Here is a 20,685-nt window from a genome sequence, read left to right on the forward strand (position 1 = left end):
GCTCACCACGGAGATGGTGCAGGCCATCCGCAGAGAGGTGCGCGGCTACCGGCAGCCGATCGGCTCCGCCGTCGCCCATGACCTCGCCGAGGCGGTCCGGCTGGCCGCGACGCAGTTCACGGAGCTGGTGGAGGAGCCGGACGCACCGCAGCAGCACTACGTGCCGCGTTTCAAGCGGCTGGGCAGACTGGAGTACCTGAGCGGGCGCGGCATGGACGGGCTGCAGGCCGCATACCGGATCGGCGCCCGGGTTGCGTGCCGCCGCTATATGGACGTGGCCCGGGAGGCCGCGTTCTCCGGTGAGATCGCCGTCCCGCTGAGCGAGGCCGTGCTCACGCACATCCACGCGATGGCCGAGGGGTCGGTGGCGGGCTTCGAGGAGGCGCGGGCCGGGGCGGCCGACGAGATGCTGCGCACCAGGCGGCTGCTCGCCGCACGGCTGCTGGAACGCAACCGGGATCCGCTCGCGGAACCGCTTCCCGATCTCGCCCGCAGGGCCGCCTGGCCGCTGCCGGAACGGGTGCGATGCGCGGTGCTGCCCGCCTCCGCCGACCTGACCGCGGTCCACGAGGACGTACTGCGGGTGAGCCGCGGCGGCGAACTGCATCTGGTGGCGCCCGACGACAGCCTGCTGACCGTCCTGGAGGGAACGGAGGTGGCGGTGGGCCCGAGCGTGCTGCTGAACGAGGCCTGGGTCTCGCTGCACTGTGCCCGGCTGGGGCGGCGCCTGGGGCGGCTCAGGGCCGAGAACCATCTCGCGGAGCTGCACCTCCTGCACGGCTCGCCGATCGGAACCCTCCTGACCGACCAGGTACTTGAGCCGTTGCGTGCCCTCCCGCCTGGCAAGGCGGAACGGCTCACGGACACACTCGACGCGCTGCTCACCTCCGGTGGGCGGACCGCTCCGGAGGTCGCCGCCGCGTTGGGCATCCATCCGCAGACCGCCCGCAACCGACTGCGGCAACTCGCCGCGCTGTACGGCGACAGGCTCGACGACCCGGCATTCCGTTTCGACGTTCAGCTCGCGCTGCGCAGCAGGTCAGTGCGTCGTTCCTTGCTGCCCTGACAAACTTCCGTACGGAATTCAGCAGTTGAGCCAGAAGCGGTACTGACTTTCGGTCAGCATGCTCTGGCCGCATGAGACATGCCAGCACCCGCGCAGCGAAACGCCTAGGCCTCCTCTCCGGCGCCGCCGCCCTGGCGGTGAGCCTGAGCCTCCTCCCCCAGGAGGCTCAGGCCGGGCCCGGAGACTTCCAACGGGGCCCCGACCCCACCGAGCAGTCCATCACCGCCGAGCGCGGTCCCTTCGCCACGGCTCAGACCACCGTCGACGGCCCGACCTTCAAGTCGGGCACCGCCTACTACCCCACCGACACCAGCCAGGGCACGTTCGGAGCAGTCGTCGTCAGCCCCGGCTTCGTGACGCCCGAGGCACTGATCAGCTGGTACGGACCCCGCCTCGCGTCGCAGGGCTTCGTCGTCCTGACGCTGGAGACCAACTCGGGATTCGACCAGCCCGACGACCGTGCCACCCAGATGCTCAACGCACTCGACTACCTCGTCCAGTCGAGCTCCGTGCGCACCCGCATCGACCCCAACCGCCTTGCGGTGATGGGTCATTCGATGGGCGGTGGCGGCTCGCTCAAGGCGTCCGAGTCGCGCCCCGCGCTCAAGGCGGCCGTGCCGCTCATGCCGTGGAGCAACGACAAGACCTGGCAGACCGACCGGGTGCCCACGATGATCATCGGCGCCGAGAACGACGCCATCGCCTCGCCCGCCTCGCACGCGGAGGTGTTCTACAACAGCCTCACCGCCGCACCGGAGAAGGCGTACCTGGAGCTCCGGGGCGCGGACCACAACGTGGCGCTCGGCTCCAACGTGACGATCGCGAAGTACAGCATCGCCTGGCTGAAGCGGTTCGTCGACGAGGACGTGCGGTACGAGCAGTTCCTCTGCCCGGCACCCGTGCCCAACACACAGATCAGCGAATACCGGAACACCTGCCCCACGGGATAGCCCCCGCCCCGAGGGGGACGGCCGCGCGGTCCATACACGGACCGCGCGGCCCAGGTGTGCTCGCCGAGGTCCCGGCGGACCTCGGCGAGCACCTGTGGGTCACGCACGCGGGCACCGCGGTGCGCGCGCATCACCCCGAACTGATGTTGCGCACATTATTGACCACCGCCGCAAACGTGCCTACCTTCACTGTGCCCGCCCCGTCACAGGAAGCCCGCTGTGCACATGTCGTGCCAACCGCCGTAAGACCAGGCTCAGTTGTGCCGTCATGCCCCCCACCGCCGAAGGGATCCCCTCGTGAATCGCCGACTTCTCCTCTCGGTCGCCGTCCTGTTGATGGTGACCGCGGCCCCGGCTCACCCCGCCACCGCGGAGGACGTCCACGTCGAGGGCACGCTCGCCTCCGGCGCGACGTACGTCATGGACGTCCCCGCGGGCTGGAACGGCACCGTCCTCCTGTTCAGCCACGGCTTCCGGCCGAAGGGCGCGCCGAACCCGGCCCAGAACGTCACCGACCCGGCCACCCGCGCGCTCCTCCTCAAGGACGGCTACGCGCTGGTCGGTTCCTCGTACGCCACCACGGGCTGGGCGGTGGAGCACGCGGTGCCGGACCAGTTGGCGACGCTCGACGCGTTCACCGAGCGGTTCGGGGCGGCCCGGCGGACCCTCGCCTGGGGTCAGTCGTACGGCGGGTTCGTCACCACGAGGATCGCCGAGCGCCACGGCGACCGGATCGACGGATCGCTGTCCGTCTGCGGGCTGGTCCACGGCGGCGTCGCCAACTGGAACAACACGCTCGATCCGGTCTTCGCCCTCAAGACCCTCCTGGCACCCGACGCCTCGATACCGCTGGCCGGCTTCCAGGACCAGGCAGCGGCCACGACCGCCGCCGCCACCCTGACCGGCGTCGTCACCGAGGCGCAGACCTCCGCGGACGGTCGCGCCCGGATCGCCCTCGCAGCGGCCCTGCACAACATCCCCGGCTGGAACGACCCCTCCCAGCCCCGCCCCGCTCCCGACGACTGGAACGCCCAGCAGGCCAACCAGTACACGGCCGTCCGGGGCCTGCTCGCGACCGCGGCGTTCAGCTGGCGTCAGGACACGGAGGTGCTGGCGGGCGGCAACTCGTCCTGGAACACGGGCGTCGACTACGCGAAGCTGCTGCGCACGTCCTCGGCGTACAAGGAGGTCAAGGGCCTCTACAAGGCGGCCGGGCGCTCCCTGAAGGCCGATCTCAGGGCGCTCAACACCGCCCCGCGCGTCAAGGCCGACAAGAACGCGGTCGACTGGATGAGCCGGACCAGCACGTTCACCGGCCGGCTGACGAAACCTCAGCTCAGCATCCACACCACCGGCGACGCCCTCGTCCCCGTGCAGACCGAGAGCGCCTACCTGCGCGCCGCCACGGCCGCCGGTTCGCGCCCGCTGCTGCGCCAGGCGTACGTCGACAACGCCGGTCACTGCACGTTCAGCCCCGCCGAACAGGTCGCCGCCCTGGACACGCTGGAACACCGGGTCGACACGGGCCGATGGGGCGACACGGGGGCAGACTCCCTCAACTCACGGGCGGCGCAGGCCGATCCGACGACTCCGGCCCGCTACACCGCGTACCGTCCCACTCCGTACCTGCGCCCCTACGACCTGGCCCATCCGGGCGACGCGTACCGGCCCTGACCCGTCCCACCCGGCGTGGGAACGGCCCGGCCGTCGGCGCCTCCCGCTTCCTCTCCTCGACGCGTGCGACCCCATTCGACCGCATGCGACCACATCTGGGCGCACACGACCGTTGTACGTCCGGCCGTTGGCGCCCCGGAGCCGGAGGAGGAGTCGATGCCGCCCCACCCCATGCCTCGCAGGACGACCCTGGTGCTGACCGCGGCGGCAGTTCTGGCCGCAGCGGGCTGGACCGCCATGGGCCGGCCGGCGGGAGCCGCACACACGACCCTGGCACCCGAGCCGCCCCCGCCGGCCATGCTCTGCGCCCCCGCGGGCACCCTGAAGGGCGACAGCGGGCAACGGGCCTCCGTCAGCCTGTGCGCGAGCGGCGGGGGTGCCGGTACGTCCCTGTCGGCACCGGCCACCTGCGGGCGGGCCGGATCCTCCGTCCGGTACACCTGCCGGACGTCCGGCACCTGGACCCTGCGGCGCGACGGCAGGACGGTCGCCACCGGCCCGCTTCCGGGCGGCAGGGAGAACCCCGGCCCGGGCACGTACGAGGTCAGCGGCACCGTCCATGTCCGCTCGTCGCCCGCCGGTGTCGATCTGCGGGGCACGGTCCGCGCCACCCTGACCCTCACCGACCCGAAGCCCGTCGTCACCCATCGCATCGAGGCCGACCGGCACACACTGCGGCCGAACACGACCACGACGGTGACGTACACCGTCTCCCGCGACAGCGACGAGGGGGACGGAAGCGCCCGTTTCGGGCTCATCGGCGAGGAGACCTCGGGGGTGGAGCTGACGACGGCCGACCCGCGCTGCGTCAATCCGCTCGTCGGCCGCTATCCGTCGAGCGCCCGCAGCATGTACGCCCTGGACTGCGCCCTCACCGACCTCCAGCCGGGCAGGCCCTCCACGGTGGTCGTCCGGGCCCGGCTCACGGACACCTGCACGACGGTCGTGTCCAAGCTGGGGTACTGGATGCCCCGGGGCCAGAGCCTCTACACCGGAGGCATGCTCGCCGGCCCGACGGTCACCTGCCCGCCGTCAAGTGCCCGCGGGCGCTGACCACTTGGCAGGACGAACACCACGGGGCCGGCCCCCACGAGGGGGACCGGCCCGTGGCGGGGGCGAGGCAGGCCCTCGCCGCCGGTGCGCGATCGCGGTGTGACGGTGTCAGGACTGCGGCGGCCGGTCCTGGTCCGGGTTCGAACCGAACTGGTCCTTGAGCCTGTCCTGGGCGCCGTCGACCTGACCGCTGTACTTGCTCTGGGTCTTGTCGTCGACGAAGTCTCCGGCCTTGTCGACACCCTTGTTGGCCTGGTCCGGGTGGCCCTTCAGCATGCCCTTGATCTTGTCCATTACGGACATGAGTCATCCTCCTGATCAGTTCACCCCCACGCCTCCAGGGTCACCGCAGGTGGCGGATTTCGCATCCGGGCGGGAAACCCGCCGGTCAGGGGCCCGGTCCTAGGCCTCGGTGCGGCACTCCGGGTGGCCCCAGCCGTCGGCGTTCTTCGCGATGGTCTCGCCCGCGATGTACGAGCGGCCGCAGCGGCAGCGGCCGGGGAACTTGGCCTTGAGCGTGCGCGAGGACGACGACGAGGCCGACGAGGCGGCGGAGGACGAGGCACGCTTGCGCGGCGGCCCCGCGCTCTTGGCCGTCTTCTTGGCCGCGGGCGACTTCGGCGGTTCCGGAGAGCCGTGCTCGCTGCCCGCCGGTTCCTGGACGAAGGCCGCCTGGCTCGCGGCCCGGTCCGCGAAGTCGTTGAGCGGGTCGCCGTCGACCTGGTGCGCGGGCACGTACCGGAACTCGACCGAGCGGCCGTCGAGCAGTTCGTCGATCCGTACGACGAGTTCCTGGTTGGCCACCGGCTTGCCCGCCGCCGTCTTCCAGCCCTTGCGCTTCCAGCCCGGGAGCCAGGTCGTGACGGCCTTCATGGCGTACTGGGAGTCCATCCGGATCTCCAGCGGCACATCCGGCGCCACGAAGGTCAACAGCCGCTCCAGCGCGGTCAGTTCGGCAACGTTGTTGGTCGCCGTGCCGAGCGGTCCTGCCTCCCACTCGGTAGGAGTTGTGCCGGTCCCGTCGCCGATGACCCAGGCCCAGCCGGCGGGACCCGGATTGCCCTTCGAAGCACCGTCGCATGCGGCGATTACGCGTTCACCCATGGGCTCGATCATGCCAGGGGTCGGGGTAGCTCCGGGACGGTGGGTGATCCGGTGCGGGTGCGTCGTGGCCGACCGCGCCCACGCGGCGGAGCCGCACAACGTCACCGCCTCGCGCCCCTGGAAGTCGGGGCTCGACCCTGCGTAACAGTGGACCGTGGCGAGTACCGCGCGGCACACCCCGGAAAACCGTCCGGACGGTGGCCCTCTGACCACGCGCAACTGTCCGCCGGACCCTCCTTCCTGTGAGCTATGTTGAACCCCAGTGGGACACGAAGGAGGCGCATCGGTGCCATCGCCGCAGCAGGCCCGCGCGCAGGCGTCTGCCATCAGTTCGGGGAAACCGGTCCCGGAGGCGGAGGCCGCTCCCACCACACGGCTGCGGGCACTTTTCGACGGCCCCCGGCTCTCTCCCGGGCAGCGCCGCATCGCCCAGTACCTGATCGAGCACATCACCGAAGCCGCGTTCCTGTCGATCACGGACCTCGCCGAGCGGGTGGGCGTGAGCCAGCCCTCGGTGACCCGCTTCGCGACGGCGGTGGGCTTCAGCGGCTATCCCGCGCTGCGCGAGCGCCTCCAGTCGATCGCGCTCAGCAAGCTGGCCAGCACGCCCGAGGCCGCCGAGGAGGCGGAGGCGGCCCGGCCGAACGAACTGCAGGCGGCCGTGGACGCCGAGATCGACAACCTGGAGAACCTGCGCCGCGACTTCGCGGACCCGGAACAGGTCATCGAGACCGGCCGCGCGCTGTCGCAGTCGACTCCCCTCACCATCCTCGGGCTGCGGATCTCCGGCTCGCTGGCCGAATACTTCGCATACGCCGCCCGTCGTATCCACCCGGACGTGCGGCTGGTCACGCGAGGCGGCAGCGTCGCGTACGACGCCCTGCTCCAGTCGCGCGAGGCGGGCGGCACCTGGGTGCTGGCCTTCACCATGCCCCGGCACGCGCACGAGACGCTGACGGCCATGCGGGTCGCCCGGCGGGCCGGGCTGAGCGTCGCCCTGGTCACCGACCTGGGGCTCGGGCCGCTGGCCGACGAGGCCGACGTCGTCTTCGCCACCGGCACCGGCTCACGCCTCGTCTTCGACTCGTACGCGGCGCCCGTGGTGCTGTCCGCGGCCCTGCTCCAGGCCATGACCGACGCCGATCCCGAGCGTACGCAGGCCCGCCTGGAGGACTACGAACAGGTCGCGGACGAGCACGCGTTCTTCGTCAAGGACTGACCTCTCCGGCATGTGGTGACCGGTGTCCGCAAGGGGCGATTCAGCCGTACCTTCACATGAATTTTTTCATACCCTTGCGTACCGGACGGTATATATGAATACTTCTCGCTGATCGGGATCCGGTGGGGTCCCGGTCGGCCCGGGAACGACGCTCCCTTCTCGTATCGGCCCCGGGTGCACTGAACGGGCACCGCTCGCGCACGCCCGTGGCGGCCCCGGTCCATCCCCTAGACCGGGGCCGCCAAGAACGACCCTCACCACCCGCCGGCCACCTCGGAAGCGATGCCCATGTCCCTGACGTACTCCCCCATCAGCACGGATTGGCCGTGTCAGGTCAAGACGCCCGGCAACCGGGACTGGGAACGATCGGCCGCCAAGTGGCTGCGCGACCTGGTGCCCTCCCGCTACTCCAGCTATCCGCTGCTGATCCGTCAGCCCGTGCTGCTCGCCCGTCACGCGCAGATCCAGCTCCAGCAGGAGATCCGGGTCGTGCGCACCGCGCTGCACAGCGCCCGGGCCGAGCTGCCCGCCCTGGGGATGCCGGAGTCCGTCATCGAGAACACGATCAAGCTGTACGCGGCCGAGCTCACGCAGTTGAACCACATCGCCCGGGGTGTCCGCGTCGTCTCGCAGGCCCTGGTGGAGAGCCACAACACGCGGCACGGCCACTGACCCGGGCACCCGCGGACCCGGCGCGTTCGCGACCGCGGACGCTCGCTAGTCTGCCGGGATGCGTGATGGGGGAAGCGGGAGCGACAGTGGCGTTGACGGGGGCGACGAGGAGACGTCCGTCGAACCTCGGGGCCGATTCGGATCGTTGACAAGGCACGTCTCGTTGCGGGGGCAACCGCGGAAGCGTCGCCGGGCCGTCGTCGGCGGAGCGGTGGTCGTTCTCGCCGCCGGGGTCTCCCTTCCGCTCGCGCTCGCCGACTCCGGGCACGACAAGCCCTGTTGGCGACTGCCCGCCTCGAAGCGGGCGCTCGCCGACGACGCGACGGCCGCCACGAGGGCACTGGATCCCGGCGAGGACCTCGAACGGCTCGGCTCGGTCAGGAAGCTGCTGGCACACGAGAAGGTGTGCGACGACGGCGCCCGCGTACTCGGCGAGATCGTGAACACGGCGACCCGTGCGAAGAGTTCCGGCACACCGCACACCCTGGCGCAGGCACGCGGCGCGTACGCGGTGGCGGCCGTCCTCCACAACGCGGAGATCCCCGATGGCCTCGCCCCGGGCGTGGCGCGGATGCTGGCCGAGTACGTGGTGGACTCGGGGCGCGACGACTCGATCAGCGACGACGACGCGAACCGCCCGGCGGTGCGCGCCGAGGAGGCCCAGCTCGACTCGGACGGCTACTCCCGGTACGGGCGCTTCCTGGCGGCGGGTGAGGCGCACGTGGTCTTCGAGCACAGCGACAGCTACGCGGACGCCGACGCGAACATCGAGTACCTCGTCGCCGAACTCGCCAAGGATCCCGAGGCGTTCGCGATCCTCTACGACGCCGAGCGCGCCTATTTCGCGTACTACCTGGAGCGGCTGACCGGCTCGGGGGGCGACCCCGACTTCCGCCCCTCGACCGACAAGCGCTTCGAGTCGACCCCGCAGGACTGGCCCGACAACGACATCCAGGACATGTCGGGCCGCATCGGCAACCTCATGAAGTACCGCGCCGCGTACGTCAGGAACGGGACGATCCCCGACCTCGCCGCCTTCGACAAGGCGGTGCGCGAGCACACGCGCGGCACGTTCCGCCCCGCGTCCCGGCAGCTCGACGACCGCCCGCCGATGGGTGACATCGCGGACCGCAAGGCCGCCGGTCCGGTGCGCGGCGACCTGATGGACGGCCGCCACCAGCTGTTCACGGTCCTCGAAGGATGGGCCCAGGACCGGAAGGTGTCCGCCGAACGCGCCGCCACGATGCGGCAGTTGGTGGACAACTGGTACGTACGGGCGCTGTGGATGACGATCTACTAGCGGACCACTGGCGGGCGGAGCCACCAGCGGTCAGAAGCGGAACCGGAGCCCGGAGCAGTCGCGGCGGTCCACCTGGTCCTGCGCGAACTGCTTGAACATGCGCCGCTCTGCGGCCTTGTCGACGCCGGGGATGTCGTCGGAGGCGCTGAGGGCGAAGTTGGCGGCCTCGCCGTCGCAGCGGGCGGTGGCCGTCGTCGACAGGAACTCGCCGTTGCTGTCCTCGAAGACGAGGCGGTTGCTCCAGTCGCCGTACCAGGCGACGAAGTACATCCCCTTGTCGTTCCCGCTGTCGCCCGACTCGCTGCTCAGGTCGCACTGTCCCGTCGGCGCGGAGTCGTTCATGCCCGCCTCGACGCGCCAGTCGCCGCTCTCCGGCAGGCCCGCCCTGGTCACCCACTCGCAGCCGGTGCCCTCGGCCCGGGTCAGCGGCACGCCCTTGGGCTCGTCCCCGAGGGCGGGCGGCACCGCGTTGCCCTTCGGTGCCTTGAGCGGCTCGGCACCGCAACCCAGCCGGTCCGAGGCCGAGTTGGCGAGCGCGACGACCGCCTGGTACGCGGCTCCCGGCACCCCGTACAGCGTGTCGCGGCCCATCCAGGTGCGTACCAGGAGCTTGCCCTGCCGCCCTTCGGCGTCCTTCGGGAGGTCCGGGCAGGGCATCAGGAGCTGGATCACGCCGAGGCGGTCGATGAACCCGGGCAGCCCCTCGGGCACCGCGGACTGCGAGGAGTACCCCTCCTCGGGAAAGGCCCGGAAGAACTCCCGGTCCTGGTCGTCGCGCCGGGTGTACGCCTCCATGCTGATGAGGCGTGAGTCGTTGACCTCATCGCCCTTCATGGTGAGGTCGCAGCCGTACGAGCCCAGCGCGCCGGTCTGCCGGGACTCCTCGCTCTCGAGGTGTGCGTCGTCCGGGGTGAGCCGGTCCACGACGTCCCGGGGCAGTGCCCCGCCGCACGCGCTGCCGGCCAGCATCCGGTCCTGTGCGTACGGCTCGGCCACGTACCCGCCGATACCCAGCACCACCGCAGCCGCCACCGACACCTTGATCCAGCGCCGCACCGTTCCGACCCCCGTCACACGCGCACCAGCGTTCGCTCCGGCCTCACGGCCGGGCACAGGCCAGGACCCTACTCGGCGCCTCGGACCGGCCCGCACCCGGTCCCGGCCGGGCATGGCACTCAGTTCCCTGATCGGAGCACACTGAGTGCCATACGACCCTCGTCCGGTGCTAGGTTCCCCACCATGAGCGAGGCACCCCGCCCTGACCAGGCGGCCGATGTGACACCTCCGAAGCCGCCGATGCGGGACTCCCTCGTCGCGGCGGCGTTCCAGCTGTTCCTGGAGCGGGGGTACGAGCAGACCACCGTCGACGAGATCGTGGCTCTCGCGGGGGTCGGACGGCGGTCCTTCTTCCGGTACTTCCCGTCCAAGGAGGACGTGGTCTTCCCGGACCACGAGCGCTGCCTGGCCGAGATGAACGACTTCCTCGGCAAGGACAACGGCAGCAACGACGGCGGGGACGCGGACGACCCGGTGGCCCGGGTCTGCGACGCCGCTCGCGTCGTACTGCGCATGTACGCCGAGAACCCGACGTTCTCCGTCCAGCGCTACCACCTGACCAAGAAGGTCCCGGGACTGCGGACGTACGAACTCTCGGTGGTCTGGCGGTACGAGCGCGCGCTCGCCGAGTATCTGCGCGGGCGCTTCGCCGGTCGTCGGGACGGGACGCTGCGGGCCGACGTGATCGCCGCGGCCGTGGTCGCCGCGCACAACAACGGGCTGCGGTCCTGGCTGCGTTCGGACGGCCAGAGCGACGCGACCGCGGAGGTGGACCACGCGCTCGCCCACGTCCAGCGGGTCTTCGGTTCGGAGCCCGACCCCGTCGGACCGGTACAGCGGCCGACCGACAAACCGGCGAAGGAGGCCGCGGACGACGACGTGGTCGTCGTCATCTCCAGGCGCGGCGCGCCGATGTGGCGGGTCGTCCAGGAGGTCGAGACGGCTCTTGGTCGAGATCCCGAATGATTGAGGGTACTGAGTGCCTTTACGCGTGACACTGCGTGCCATATTCTGAGCTCGTGCACGGCGCTCCGCGCACTTTCTCAGATTCCGGCCCAGCGCAGGGAGATGACATCGTGTTCCACCGAGGAAGCGGGACCACGACGGGCGTACTCGACCCGGAGACGACGACCAGCGGCCCGGCCGCCGAGGAAGGGCTCCTCTACCAGCGTTGTCGCTGGTGCGGGACCGCCATGTTCCACCGGCTGCTCTGCCCGGTCTGCCAGGGCAGTGACCTGCGCACGGAACGCAGCGCGGGCCTGGGAGTCATCCGCCACGCCACCGTCGTCCAGCGCAACACTCCCGGCGCGCGCAATGTGTCGCTCGTCGAGATGGCGGAGGGTTTCACCGTCCGGGGCCGGGTCACGGGACCGCTCATAGCGATCCGTACCGGCGACCGCGTCCAGCTCACCACGGCGTTGGACCCGGTCCGCCGCGAACCGGTCTTCAAGCTCGTCGAGGAGCCGTACACCGGCTGGCACTGACCGGCTCTCCCACCGGCGCGACGCGCGCGGCGGGTCCGCGGGGGACACTGGGCAGGGACAGGAACCCGCGGAGAGCGTGGAGGAGCCCATGCACGCCAAGGACATTCTCGTCGACGCGCACGGCCGCATCCGGGAAGAGGTCCATGCCGCCGTCGACGGCCTCTCCCCCGGCGACCTCAACGCCCGCATCGACGACGGGACCAACTCGATCAGCTGGCTGGTCTGGCATCTCACCCGTGTCCAGGACGACCACGTCGCCGACGCCTTCGGCCTGAAACAGGTCTGGCTGTCGCAGGACTGGCCGGACCGCTTCGCGCTGGGCCTGCCCGGCCGGGACACGGGCTACGGCCACACCCCGCGCCAGGTCGCCAAGGTCCAGGTCGACTCGGGCGACCTGCTGCTCGGCTACTACGACGCCGTCCACGAGCAGACGCTGGCCGCCCTGCGCGACCTGCGCGCCGACGACCTGGACCGGATCGTCGACGCGAACTGGTCCCCGCCCGTCACCCTGGGCGCCCGGCTCGTCAGCGTCCTCTCGGACGACCTGCAGCACGTGGGCCAGGCGGCGTTCGCACGGGGGATCCTGGAGGGCCGTTGAGGGCGGCCGTGCCGTGAGCACCGTTGGCACCGCCCTTCAGTCACGTCAGTCGCGGCGCGCCAGGAGCCGATAGGCGTTGGACAGACCCAGCCGGTGCGACAGGCGTTTGACCACGAACCGGTCCAGCAGGGTGGCCAGGATCAGGAAGGGCACCCCGGCGATCGCCATCGTGGTGCGCAGCGTCCGCTGCCGGCGGTTCGGCGGTTTCGGCAGCCACGGCAGGTCCTCGCGTGGCGCGGCCGCGTCGATGGCCAGCCACGTACCGGCCAGGAGGTCGACCGGATCATGCGGTTCGGCGTGCTGTTCCGCCACCACCGTGAAGCCGAGGCCGGTCAGTCTGCGCCGCAGGTTCTCGGCCGGGACGAGGTGCAGGTGCTGAGGCTGGAGCCAAGGCAGCCACCAGCGGCCGAGGAGACGTGCGTAGCGGCTGTCGGGGTCGGGGACCTCGATGAGCAGATGGCCGCCGGGGCGTATCGCCCGGTGCGCGGCCTCCAGTTCACGGCCGGGCTCCGTGCTGTGCTCCAGGTAGTGGAACATGCTCACCACGTCGTAGTGGCCGGCGAGTTCCGGGGCCAGCTCGGGAAAGCTGCCGCGGTAGCCCCGCTCCACCCGTCCGGCGCGCTCGGCGAGTTCGGCGCCGTCGGTGAAGTCGAGCCCGTCGAAGGTCGTGCCGGGGTGGACGGTCCGCGCCGACTCGCAGAAGTGGCCGTGGCCGGTGCCGACGTCCAGCCAGTTCTTGGGCGTCGCGGCGAACGGCAGCAGGGACTCCGCTCGCTGCCGGTACATCGCGGTCCGGCCCCCGAAGGTGTTGCCGAGCTGCTTCTCCCCCAGGCCGTCGTAGAAGTCGCGGTAGTAGAACTCCAGCCCCTCGGCGCTCAGTCGGGGGTTCTGGAAGGTGTGCCGGCAGTCCTGGCAGCGGTCGAGGACGAAGTGGCCCGGCTTGTGCTGGAGCAGGTCGGTGGTGCGCAGCCGCGTCCTCAGCCGCGCCGAGCCGCACCAGGGGCAGTCGGAGCGCCGGGGTTCGAAGAAGCGGTCAAGGCCGCGCGCCAGGTCGGCCTGGTAGCCGGGGCGCAGCGCGGCGACTTGTTCGGCACGACTCGGCGTCGGCTCGCTGTCCGTGACCTGATCGGTGCGACTCGGCGTCGGCTCGCCGTCCGCCCCTTGTGGTTCGTGCTCTGCGTCGCTCATGGGGCCTCCTTGGAGGGCGTGGCGCCGGCCAGTTCTTCGAGGTGAATTGCTGCCGCGCCGGCACCACCCGCGGCACGGAACGCGGTACGGATCCGCTCGGCGGCGGTGCGGTGGCCGGGTTCGTGGAGTACGGCGTCGATCGCCGCGCCGAGCTTGGGCGCGGTGACCCGGCCGAACCTGACCCGGATGCCGGCGCCCGCGTCGACGACCTGCCCGGCCACGACGGGCTGATCGTCACGGATGGGGGCCACCACGAGAGGGACGCCGTGCCACAGCGCCTCACACACGGTGTTGTGCCCCGCGTGGCAGACGACCGCGTCGACCCGTTCGAGGAGCGGGAGTTGAGGGACCGAGGACCGGATCAGTACGTCCTTGTCGTCCAGGTCCGGGGGTACGCCGAGCACGTTCGCGGGATCGACGATCACCGCCTGCACCCGGTCCGCACGGCAGCGCAGGGCGTCGCGGCACTCGGCGAGGAAGCGGGCCCCGACATCGGTGTTGGCGGTGCCGAGGGTCACGAGCACCGTGGCACGGGCGGGGTCGAGCCAGGTCCAGGGGAAGTCGGCCGCGGCGGGCCGAGGCGCCATCGAGGGGCCGACCCAGCGGATCCGGTCACCGACCCCGGCCCCCGACCCTGCGCCTGCGCCTGCGCCGACCAACTCCGGCGTGCTGAACGCGAGCACCAGATGCGGGGAGAACCGTGGATCGGCCGTGCCCGACGGATCACCGATACGGCCGCGCAGATCGTGGAGCAGCCTGTCGAGCCAGTCCGCGACCTTGGGCATACCCGTCAGCGCGTCGGCGAAGGTGAATTCGGCGGAGGTGGTGGACGAGGTGGCCCACGGCACACGCAGCCGCTCGGCGACCACCCCTCCGGCGAAGGCCTGTTGATCGGCGACGACGACATCGGGGCCGAACTCCCCGATGGCCGCCCGCACTCCGGGGGCCATCGCCTCGGCCAGCGGCACCAGGAACCGTTCCCACAGGAACTTCAGCGCCTCCGGACCCCGAAGGTCCGCCGGCCGCACTCCGTCTTCCCCTGTCAGGACCGGTCCCGCGCACGGGAACACCACTGCCTCGTCCCCCGCGAGCCGCCGGACGAGCCCCGGATCCGCGGAGGCCCAGGCCACCCGGTGTCCCCGCGCGGTCAGTTCCGTCGCCACGCCCACCGTCGGGTTGATGTGGCCGACCAGAGGCGGCACGACGAACAGGAACCCGCTCACCGGCCCTCGACCCTCGCGAACTCGGCCACGCCCCGCTCCGTCACTCCTCGGTCCGCAACGCCCCGCTCCGCCACGCCCTGCTCGCCCGTCCCCTCGCCGATCATGGAGAGGATGTGGTCGCCGACCGTACCCGGCGCCTCGACGAGCACGGAGTGCTCGTGCCCCGGCACCACTACGGTCCGGCAGTCGGGCAACAGGGACTCCAGCCACGGTGCCCGCTCGACGAGGGCCGACTCGCCACCGTAGAGGGCGAGAACCGGGCAGCGTACGGACCGGATCTGGTCCTCGGTCAGCACCTTGCTGACCGGAATGTCCCGGACGAGGGTGGTCTCGCGGGCCAGGCGGGCCGCGCCCTTCGCCAGGCGGGCGGTGTTCTGGCTGCGATTGGCGGTGATCCAGGCCAGCGCGGCGGCCTCGTTGTGCGCCAGCTCGGTCAGCACCTGCTGCAGCACCCCGTCCATGGTCGCCGCCCAACCCGCGGTCGCCGGCTCCGACTCGATCAGGGAGACGCCGGCCGCCCGCTCCGGATGGCGGGCGGCGTAGCCGAAGGCGACGGACCCGCCGAAGGAGTTGCCGACCAGTTGGACCGGTCCAGTCACCTCCAGCCGGTCGAGCAGTGCCTCCAGGTCGTCGAGATGGTCGTCGAGGCGGTAGCCGCTCTCCGGGCGCTCGCTGCGGCCGTGGCCGCGCAGGTCGTACATGATCACGTCGATGCCGGACACCGCGAACACCGGTGCCAGGGTGAAGTAGTAGCTGGCCAGGCTGTCGGTGAGCAGACCGTGGACGAGCACCGCGGTCGCGGTGACGGGACGTCCTCCCTTGGGGGACATCCGCTGGACATGCAGCCGGACGTCGCCGGTGTCGACCATAGCCATGGCTCAGACCGCCTCCGCCGCTTCGAGGCTCCGCACTACGTGCTCGACGAGCCTGCCGACGGTGAGTTCGATGATCTCGTCGAACTCCATACCGGCCAGGAACTCGGCGAAGTTGACCCGTTCCCCGTACCGCTCCTCCAGGAGGCCCGCCAGGGTCACGAGGTCGATGCTCTCCAGTTCCAGATCGCGGTTGAACGTGGTCTCCATGCGGACCTCGACGTCGTCGAGGCCGTACTCGTCGAGGAGGATCGCGAGCATGCCGGTGAGATCGGCGAGGACCGATTCCTCGTCCGCGCGCACGGGGTCGTCGTCGGCCGCGCCGGTCGACTGACTCGGGTTCATCGATCGCTCTCCTCTTGGTACGTCGGCTCTTGGTACGTCGGTTCTTCGTCCGTGGGTCCGGTCGTCCAGGCCACGACGTAGTCCCTGTCCGGCAGTCCCGGCGGGTTGCCGATCCGCTCGCAGTGCACGGTGTACGCGCGTTCGAGGCGCCCCGAGACCAACAGCCGGACCCCTGCGTCCCCGGCGTCCTCGGCGTTCCCGGCCGTCGCTTCGAGCACGGTGAAGTCCCGGGGGCGTCCCCGGAAGCCGGTGCCCTCCGCCTTGGCGACCGCTTCCTTGGCCGCCCAGAACCGGGTGAACCACAGCGCCTCCGATTCGCCGGTGGCGGCACACCGGGCGCCCAGCAGCCTCAACTCGTCCTCGCCGAGGGCGACGGCGCGGGTCTGCGCGTCCCGCTCGACGACCTCTTCGATGTCGATGCCCGGCCCCGGCTCGGGCCTGTGCGGCCGTACGATGGCGACCCCGGCCTCCGCGCGATGGGCCAGCGAGACGTCCAGCAAGGGCAGGGTCCGGCCGTGCAGTCCCGTGACGTACGGGCGGCCCGACTCGTCGTTGCGCACCCGGATCTCGGCCGGGAAGACCGGTCCTTCGCCCTGGTCCCACAGCCACTGCCGTATGGCGTCCTTGGCCGCGATCCGCCCGAGCAGCCACTGTCTGCGGCCCCGGGGAGCGTGCCGCTCGTACTCCGAACGCTCCGCGCCGCTGAGGGAGTTGCGCATGATCAGGTCGCGCGAGGCGAGGTCGGGCCAGCGCTCGTGGAGGAGGGACCAGCCGCCGGGCCGCGCCTGGGAGAGCGTGTTGCGTTCGGGGAACCGCTCTACGGGCCTGGTCTGCGGATCGTTGTCGAACCGGCGGTCCTGCCAGCCCGTGAGCTCCGCCCACACCTCGCCCGCGACGACCAGTTGGACATCGGCTTCGAGCACGGTGTCGGTGAGGGAGGTGATCCTCACCAGGCAGTCCACGTCCGTCCCGGGGCGCGGGTGCGGCCCGTGGAACCGCATGTGCCGCATCTGGACGGGGAACACGACGGTCCGTTCCGTACGGGTCGCCATGATCCAGTAGCCGAGGAGCTGGCCCACGTTGTCGAGCAGGGCGCCGGGGGCCGGCGGGGTGGTGATCACTCCTCGTACGTGCCTGTCGCCGATCGCGGTGAGTTCGGTGACCCCTTGGAACGCTGGTCCGTGGAACATCCAGCGCTCGTAGTAGAGCTGGGCCGCGGTGTGGTCGGGGGCTCGCTCGGAGGCGGGGTCCGTACGCCACGGGGTCGGGGATGTCACCGGATGGCGGGCCGCGAGCTCGACCACCGCACGGGCGCGGGGGCCGAAGGAGACCGCGAGCCGGCCGGGGCCGTCGGGGACGGCGGTGACCGGTACGTCGACGGCCGGTGTCGCGGTGAGCCACTGGTCGAACCGGGCCCCGTGCACGGCGACCGCCCGCATACCGGGGGCCGCGCGCTCCGCCGCCTCCATGATGTGGTGAACGATCGTGGTCGCGGGGACGACCGGCCAACGGTCCGCCACGTCGGGCCAACCGGGCCGCTGCGGGAAGAAGCAGTGGTCCAGGAGGTACGGCATCGCTTCCGGGGATACGGGGACGGCGGTGCGCCATTCCTGTCCAGGTGGCCCGGCAGCGGGTGGCCCGACGGTAGGGGGCGTGGGGGTGGGGGCTGGGGTGGGAGCGGCTGGCCGGGCGGGAGAAAGCCCCGGGGCGGAGGCAGGGGCATGGACCGTTGCAGGGCCTGAGTGGCGGCTTCCTGCCGTGATCAGTGCGGCGGCCGTGTCAGCCGTGTCCCGCAACAGCGCGCTCAGTTCGGCGGCGAACGGCATGCGCGCGGCGAGCGCGTCCAGTGGCGACGGGCCCGCGGCAACCGCCGTGGGGACGGCTTCACCCGGGGCCGTTGTGCCGCGAAGCTCGGCGCGCAGCTGTGTGAGAGCCGGGCCGTCGAGCGAGATGAGCGCCCCGCCGAGGTCGAGGCGGACGGTCGGCCGGTCCACCCGCGCAGGGTGTGGCGGGTCAACGGCTCCCGCCGGGCGGGCGGCGGGGCCGGCGGAACGTACGGACGGCGGCAGCGCGGGAGTGACGTTCGCGCCCGCGGTCCACAGTGCCGTCGCCACGCGGCGGAGCTGGGAAAGGCCGGTGCGGTGGGGCGAGTTGGCCGCCACGACCAGGTGGTCGCGCCCGCTCAGCGTGTCTCCGACGAGTGAGCCGAGCTGCCCGGTGCCGACCTGGACGAAGGCGCGATGCCCCGCCGCGTACATGGCCTCGATCAACTGCCGGAAGCGGACCGGCTCCAGAAGGTGTCTGACGAACAGGTCGTGTACGGCGGCCTCGTCGGCGGGGAACGGCGCCGCGGTCGTCCCCGACCACAGGGGCACGGTCGGCGGATGCAGCCGGAAACGGTTCGCCGCTTCCTCGATGGGCGCGAGGTAGGGCTTCAGCATCGGTGTGTGGAAGCCGGACCGGAAGGGCAGCACCTGGCTGAGAACACCCCGGGCGCGGAAGGAGCGTACGAACTCCTCCACCGCGTCGTGCGGTCCGCACACCATCGACTGGTTCGGCGCGTTGTCGTGGGAGAGGACGATTCCGGCGTCCGTCCACCCGTCGTCGAGGGCCTCCAGGACGCGCCCTGCGGGGGCGCCGAGAGCGGCGAAGGACAGGCCGGGGACGGTCAGCGCGTCGGGGTCGAACGATGCCATGAAGTCGCTCACTTCGTCCCCGGCGTACATCCCGGCGGCCACCATCGCCGTCCACTCGCCGACGCTGTGCCCGGCCACCGCGTCCGGGACGACGCCCATGCGGCGCAGCGCGCCGTCGAGCAGCCGGCCGACACCGACGACACCGAATCCGTGCCGGCCCACGTCCGAGACCCGGGCCTTCTCGGCGTTCGGGGCGGGCCCCGGGACGCCGGGAAGGCCGAAGTGGGCGGCGACGTCGTCGACTTGGGGTTCGAAGTCGCCTTCGAGTCCCGGGAAGACGAAAGCCAGCTTGCCGCCCCTGCTCTCGTCCTCGCCGCCGCCGAGCAGAAGGCTCGGCGTGAACCAGACGTCGCTGCGGCCGTGCCAGGCACGTCCCTTGGCGACCGCCCGGCGGGCCAGGGCGAGCCGCTTGGCGGTGGGGGCGACGATGCCGAGCCGGGCCCGGCCCGCGTCCGGATGCGTCCGGCCGGTGCCGGTGTCGAGACCGGCCGCGAGCAGGGCCGAGTCGTCGGCCTCCAGCAGAGCGGCGAGGCCTTCGGGGCTGTCGGCGGCGAGGAGGAGCACCTGCTCCGGCTCGGCGACGGAAGCGGTAGCTGTGGCAAGAGCTGCGGCTGCGGCGGTCCGGGAGGAGGACGGACGCGGGGGCAGGCTCTGGAGTGCGGACGAGGCCGGGGAAGTGATCGTCCTGTGCCGGTTGGCCCGCACACCAGGCGTTCCGGTGGCCCGTGCGGCAGGCGCCTGTTCAAGCACGACGTGGGCGTTGATCCCGCCGAAGCCGAACGCGTTGACGGCCGCCCGGCGCACCGGCCGCTCGGGGCTGGTCTCCCAGGGCGTCGCCGTCTCCAGCGGACGGAAACGGGTGGCCGCGAGGGCGGGGTGCGGGTCGTCGCAGTGGAGCGTCGGCAGGAGCATCCCGTGGTGGACGGCGAGGGCTGCCTTCACCAGGCCGGCCACTCCGGCGGCGGGCATGGTGTGGCCGATCATCGACTTCACCGAACCGATCACCGCGGGGTCACCGTCCGTGCCGGGGCCGAACACCTCGGCCAGGGTGGTGAGTTCGGCCGCGTCGCCCGCCGGGGTCGCGGTGCCGTGGGCCTCCAGGAGGCCGATGGATCCCGGCTGGGCGGGGTCGAGTCCCGCCGCTTGCCAGGCCTGGCGTACGGCGTGGGCCTGGCCACCGGGGTCGGGGGTGACGAGACCGGCGGCGCGGCCGTCGCTCGCCACGCCGGTGCCCCTGATGACCGCGTAGATCCGGTCACCGTCGCGTTCGGCGTCAGCCAGCCGCTTGAGCGCGACCACGCCGGTGCCCTCGCCGATCAGGATGCCGTCGGCGTCGCGGTGGAAGGGGCGGATCCGCTGGCTCGGGGAGAGCGCGCGGAGCTGGGAGAAGACGCTCCAGAGCGTGATGTCGTGGCAGTGGTGCACTCCTCCGGCGAGCATCAAGTCGCAGCGTCCGGAGGCGAGTTCGCTCACCGCCTGGTCGACGGCGACCAGCGACGACGCGCAGGCGGCGTCCACCGTGTAGGCGGGGCCGCGCAGGTCGAGGCGGTTGGCGACGCGCGAGGCCGCGAGGTTGGGCACCAGGCCGATGGCCGACTCGGGGCTGTCGGGCCCGAGGCGCTCGGTGAACGCCGCCCGCACCCGGTCGAGTTGGCCGGCGTCGAGATCGGGCAGCAACTCGCCGAGCGTACGCACGAGTTGACCGGCGGTACGGACGCGTTGGTCGAGGCGGACCAGACCGGGCGTGAGGTAGCCGCCCCGGCCGAGGACGACGCCGATGCGGTGCCGCTCCGGCAGCCGGTCCTCGCCGCCCGCGTCGGCGAGGGCGGAGGCGGCCACGTGCAGCGCGATGAGCTGGTCGGGTTCGGTGCCGGGCACCGAGTTCGGCATGATCCCGAACCGGGTGACCTCCACGTCGGCGAGTTCGTCGACGAAGCCGCCTCGTCGGCAGTACACCTGGTCGGCGACGGCCGGCCCGGTCGCGGAATCGGGCCGGTAGTAGTCGGCGTCCCACCGCCCGTCGGGCACGTCGGTGATGGCGTCCGTGCCCGCCAGCAGATTCAGCCAGTACGCGTCGAGGTCGGCGGCGCCGGGCAGCAGTACGGCCATCCCCACGATGGCTACAGGAGACGGAAGTTGACGTCCCCTCAGATCATCCCGAGCCGCGAGATCGTGCTGATCCGTC

Annotated in this window: 18 protein-coding genes; 10 read left to right on the forward strand and 8 right to left on the reverse strand. The window is 71.7% G+C overall.

Annotated elements, in window-relative coordinates:
- Positions 1-13 precede the first annotated feature (13 nt).
- The 4 genes from QF035_RS06940 to QF035_RS06955 all read left to right on the forward strand — a co-directional run bounded on the left by QF035_RS06940 (position 14) and on the right by QF035_RS06955 (position 4,743).
- Positions 14-1,066, forward strand: a complete 1,053-nt coding sequence (locus tag QF035_RS06940; protein ID WP_307518996.1) for a helix-turn-helix domain-containing protein — start codon at positions 14-16, stop codon at positions 1,064-1,066.
- A 71-nt stretch (positions 1,067-1,137) separates the two neighbouring features.
- Positions 1,138-2,016, forward strand: a complete 879-nt coding sequence (locus tag QF035_RS06945) for a poly(ethylene terephthalate) hydrolase family protein (protein ID WP_307518997.1) — start codon at positions 1,138-1,140, stop codon at positions 2,014-2,016.
- 336 nt (positions 2,017-2,352) lie between these two features.
- Positions 2,353-3,690: an alpha/beta hydrolase family protein gene (locus QF035_RS06950; protein WP_307530928.1), complete on the forward strand. Its 1,338-nt coding sequence runs from the start codon at positions 2,353-2,355 to the stop codon at positions 3,688-3,690.
- A gap of 156 nt (positions 3,691-3,846) precedes the next feature.
- Complete coding sequence (locus QF035_RS06955; protein ID WP_307518998.1) at positions 3,847-4,743, forward strand: hypothetical protein; 897 nt, start codon at positions 3,847-3,849, stop codon at positions 4,741-4,743.
- A gap of 108 nt (positions 4,744-4,851) precedes the next feature.
- On the opposite strand, the gene QF035_RS06960 is transcribed toward QF035_RS06955, so the two are convergent.
- Together QF035_RS06960 and QF035_RS06965 are read right to left on the reverse strand one after the other, a co-directional pair.
- On the reverse strand, positions 4,852-5,046 hold the full coding sequence (locus QF035_RS06960) for an antitoxin (protein WP_143641087.1): 195 nt from the start codon (positions 5,044-5,046) through the stop codon (positions 4,852-4,854).
- A gap of 99 nt (positions 5,047-5,145) precedes the next feature.
- On the reverse strand, positions 5,146-5,859 hold the full coding sequence (locus QF035_RS06965; RefSeq protein WP_307518999.1) for a ribonuclease H family protein: 714 nt from the start codon (positions 5,857-5,859) through the stop codon (positions 5,146-5,148).
- Between the two features lie 274 nt (positions 5,860-6,133).
- Here QF035_RS06965 and QF035_RS06970 point away from each other — a divergent pair, with 274 nt between their 5' ends.
- The 3 genes from QF035_RS06970 (at position 6,134) to QF035_RS06980 (ending at position 9,038) form a co-directional block, all read left to right on the forward strand.
- Entirely contained in the window at positions 6,134-7,066 is a 933-nt protein-coding gene (locus tag QF035_RS06970) for a MurR/RpiR family transcriptional regulator (RefSeq protein WP_269649976.1), read from the forward strand.
- A gap of 282 nt (positions 7,067-7,348) precedes the next feature.
- Positions 7,349-7,738 carry a hypothetical protein gene (locus tag QF035_RS06975; protein ID WP_307519000.1) on the forward strand — a complete coding sequence of 130 codons (390 nt, stop codon included), beginning with the start codon at positions 7,349-7,351 and terminating at the stop codon, positions 7,736-7,738.
- A gap of 163 nt (positions 7,739-7,901) precedes the next feature.
- The gene (locus QF035_RS06980; RefSeq protein WP_307519001.1) at positions 7,902-9,038 is read left to right on the forward strand and encodes a hypothetical protein; all 1,137 of its coding nucleotides are present in this window, start codon (positions 7,902-7,904) and stop codon (positions 9,036-9,038) included.
- A 30-nt stretch (positions 9,039-9,068) separates the two neighbouring features.
- Here QF035_RS06980 and QF035_RS06985 read toward each other — a convergent pair whose 3' ends face one another.
- Entirely contained in the window at positions 9,069-10,112 is a 1,044-nt protein-coding gene (locus QF035_RS06985; protein ID WP_307519002.1) for a hypothetical protein, read from the reverse strand.
- A 222-nt stretch (positions 10,113-10,334) separates the two neighbouring features.
- Here QF035_RS06985 and QF035_RS06990 point away from each other — a divergent pair, with 222 nt between their 5' ends.
- The 3 genes from QF035_RS06990 (at position 10,335) to QF035_RS07000 (ending at position 12,176) form a co-directional block, all read left to right on the forward strand.
- Positions 10,335-11,060, forward strand: coding sequence for a TetR family transcriptional regulator (locus QF035_RS06990; protein WP_307530931.1), 726 nt, complete (start codon positions 10,335-10,337; stop codon positions 11,058-11,060).
- A 107-nt stretch (positions 11,061-11,167) separates the two neighbouring features.
- Positions 11,168-11,578 (forward strand): Zn-ribbon domain-containing OB-fold protein, encoded by a 411-nt coding sequence (locus QF035_RS06995; RefSeq protein WP_373466930.1) that lies wholly within the window; start codon positions 11,168-11,170, stop codon positions 11,576-11,578.
- An 88-nt stretch (positions 11,579-11,666) separates the two neighbouring features.
- Entirely contained in the window at positions 11,667-12,176 is a 510-nt protein-coding gene (locus QF035_RS07000) for a mycothiol transferase (protein WP_307519005.1), read from the forward strand.
- 45 nt (positions 12,177-12,221) lie between these two features.
- Here the strand turns inward: QF035_RS07000 and QF035_RS07005 are convergent, their stop codons facing one another.
- The 5 genes from QF035_RS07005 to QF035_RS07025 are packed head-to-tail and all read right to left on the reverse strand — an operon-like array spanning position 12,222 to position 20,609.
- Positions 12,222-13,364 carry a class I SAM-dependent methyltransferase gene (locus QF035_RS07005; RefSeq protein WP_307519007.1) on the reverse strand — a complete coding sequence of 381 codons (1,143 nt, stop codon included), beginning with the start codon at positions 13,362-13,364 and terminating at the stop codon, positions 12,222-12,224.
- Positions 13,361-14,587 carry a glycosyltransferase gene (locus QF035_RS07010; protein WP_307519008.1) on the reverse strand — a complete coding sequence of 409 codons (1,227 nt, stop codon included), beginning with the start codon at positions 14,585-14,587 and terminating at the stop codon, positions 13,361-13,363. Before QF035_RS07010 ends, QF035_RS07005 begins: the two co-directional genes overlap by 4 nt.
- Positions 14,584-15,462, reverse strand: a complete 879-nt coding sequence (locus QF035_RS07015) for an alpha/beta fold hydrolase (protein ID WP_307519009.1) — start codon at positions 15,460-15,462, stop codon at positions 14,584-14,586. Before QF035_RS07015 ends, QF035_RS07010 begins: the two co-directional genes overlap by 4 nt.
- 3 nt (positions 15,463-15,465) lie before the next feature.
- Complete coding sequence (locus QF035_RS07020) at positions 15,466-15,804, reverse strand: acyl carrier protein (protein WP_307519011.1); 339 nt, start codon at positions 15,802-15,804, stop codon at positions 15,466-15,468.
- Positions 15,801-20,609 (reverse strand): type I polyketide synthase, encoded by a 4,809-nt coding sequence (locus QF035_RS07025; protein WP_373466931.1) that lies wholly within the window; start codon positions 20,607-20,609, stop codon positions 15,801-15,803. The genes QF035_RS07020 and QF035_RS07025 overlap by 4 nt, the downstream gene beginning before the upstream one ends.
- Between the last annotated feature and the right edge of the window lie 76 nt (positions 20,610-20,685).

Origin of the sequence: Streptomyces umbrinus (assembly GCF_030817415.1) — a bacterium.
Taxonomy (GTDB): Bacteria; Actinomycetota; Actinomycetes; order Streptomycetales; family Streptomycetaceae; genus Streptomyces; species Streptomyces umbrinus_A.